Raw genomic sequence first — 2,147 nt, forward strand, 5'->3', positions numbered from 1 at the left:
GCCGTCGCGAGGTCGAGCTCGCCCCGTACGGTGAGGGCCGGCCGACCGGCGAGCGTCGTCCGTCCTACGTCGAACAGCACGAATCGGCTCCCTCGTCGGCACAGCACCTGCTCGCGAGGGTAATCGCACCGGTTCCGGAGGTGAGGTGCCGGTGAACATCCACTTCACCGTCCGGTTGCCGGTCGACGCGCAGAGCGTCCCGCTGGTGCGGGGTCTGCTCCGGCAGGCGCTGGAGCACCTCGAGGTGGGCGGCGGCACGATCGACGAGATCCTGCTCGCGCTGTCGGAGGCGTGCGCCAACGTCGTCCAGCACGCGGCCGACCAGGACGAGTACCAGGTCGACGTCGTCATCGACGGCCAGGTCTGCCGGATCAGCGTGATGGACCGGGGGCCCGGTTTCGACGTCGAGGCGGTGACCGCTGCTCCCCCGCCATCCCCGCTGGACGGCGGTCGCGGGCTGCTGCTCATGCGCCAGCTGGTCGACCGGCTGTCCTTCGTGGCCGACGAGGACGGCGTGCACCGGGTGACGCTGGAGAAGTCGCTGGCCGCCCCGTCGCCGTTGCGGCTGCTGAGCTGACTACCGGCTCTTGTCGGAGCCGAACCAGTAGCCGAGCGCCAGGCCGGCGATGCCGGTCAGCGGTGCCATGTACTGCGCGAAGTCGGCCGGCGGGAGCCGCAGGATCAGGCCGAGGAAGACCATCAGGACGACGGCGAAGGTCAGCCCGATGCTGAGGGCCGCGCGCAGGCTCTGACCGGAGACCGGATGGACGGCGGTCGACCCGACCCGGGGACGTGCTCGGTCGTCGTCGTCGGCCGCCTCCCGCTGACGACGCCAGGCCGCAGCGCGTGCGCCGAGCGGAGGCTTCCGGGCAGCCGGGCTGTACGGCACGACCGGCTCCTCCACGGGGCTCGTCGTCGCCGTGCCGTCGTCCTGGCTCGTGCTCACGGCTGAGTATCGGCAGCTTGGCGCCGCCGGGAACAGGCCTGCGTGCGCGGTCGCCTCGATCGCGCGGATCGGCGAGCCGCCGAGAGATGCGGCGACGTCCTCGCGACCCAGCCGACCCCTACCTCGACGGCTGCGCACGACCCGGCTGCCGTGCCCTGCCGAGCCCCGCGTTCATCGGCAGCCGTGGTCACGGTCACATCCGGAATGCATGGGGCTGCGGACGTTCCGTGTCGCAACGCCGCCGAAGAGAAGTAAACGGTTGATTGCGCTGCGTCGTCCGGCTCCGGACGGGCTCGGAACCGGCCGCGGAGTCGGTCGAGGTGGTGTCGCGAGTCGGGTACGCGGGGTGGCGGACAGGCACTCGTGTTGATCTCCCGGACGCCGTCCGCGGTCGTTTCGCGCCCGTCGCGAGGGCGACCTACCGTCGTCGCGGTCCGGCCGAGGCCCCGTCGTCACCGCACCTGGTGACACCCGGCAGGACACCGCCGAACCGCGCACCGGAGAGCTCCGGTGCCCGGACCGGGGACCCACCGCAGCACTGGGGTGAAGCGCGATCGGCCACGCCGGTCCCGCCGGGCGAAATCCACGCCCGAACCCGTCAGCTAACCCGGTAGGCGGTTCATGGAGAACAGGAGAACCGTCGTCCGTGACGACTACCCGCACGTCCACGATCAGCCGTCGTTCCATCCGAGGGGCGGCTCTTGCCCTCCTCACCGGAGCGGGGATCGCGCTCACTCCGCTGACCCCCGCGGCCCACGCCGCTGCCACCGCTCCCGCGGCGATGGCCGTGGCTTCCGTTGCAACTCCCGTAGCACCTACGCACGCCGCCCAGGTCGCGGTGAACACCGCACTGGCGCAGCAGGGCAAGCCCTATGTCTGGGGCGGCACCGGGCCCCGCGGGTACGACTGCTCGGGTCTCACGTGGTCGGCGTACCGGGCCGCCGGCGTGGCCTTGCCGCGCACATCACGCGCGCAGGCGACGGCGGGTGTCCCCGTCGCACGGGCCAACCTGCAGCCCGGTGACCTGATCTTCTTCTACTCCCCCGTCAGCCACGTCGGCATGTACGTGGGGAACGGCCTGATGGTGCACTCCTCCACCTATGGCAAGCCGGTGTCGGTCGTGCCCGTCAACTCGATGCCGGGCTACAACACCGCGCGCCGCATCGCCTGAGCCGAGCTGCCCGGTGCCCCGGTCGCCCGC

The 2,147-nt window shown here is 71.8% G+C and carries 2 protein-coding genes, 1 pseudogene and 1 riboswitch; of the genes and pseudogenes, 2 read left to right on the top strand and 1 reads right to left on the bottom strand.

Annotated features, from left to right (window positions below; genetic code table 11):
• Nucleotides 1–151: 151 nt before the first annotated feature.
• Complete coding sequence (locus VK640_08705) at nucleotides 152–577, top strand: ATP-binding protein (protein HTE73265.1); 426 nt, start codon at nucleotides 152–154, stop codon at nucleotides 575–577.
• On the opposite strand, the gene VK640_08710 is transcribed toward VK640_08705, so the two are convergent.
• Complete coding sequence (locus tag VK640_08710; GenBank protein HTE73266.1) at nucleotides 578–946, bottom strand: hypothetical protein; 369 nt, start codon at nucleotides 944–946, stop codon at nucleotides 578–580. It abuts the gene before it with no gap.
• Between the two features lie 473 nt (nucleotides 947–1,419).
• Nucleotides 1,420–1,578, top strand: a riboswitch (cyclic di-AMP (ydaO/yuaA leader).
• A 179-nt stretch (nucleotides 1,579–1,757) separates the two neighbouring features.
• Between VK640_08710 and VK640_08715 the strand changes: the two are divergent.
• Nucleotides 1,758–2,117, top strand: a pseudogene (locus VK640_08715) (NlpC/P60 family protein).
• The last annotated feature ends 30 nt before the right edge of the window (nucleotides 2,118–2,147 follow it).

Source organism: Actinomycetes bacterium, assembly GCA_035489715.1.
GTDB lineage: Bacteria > Actinomycetota > Actinomycetes > JACCUZ01 > JACCUZ01 > DATHAP01.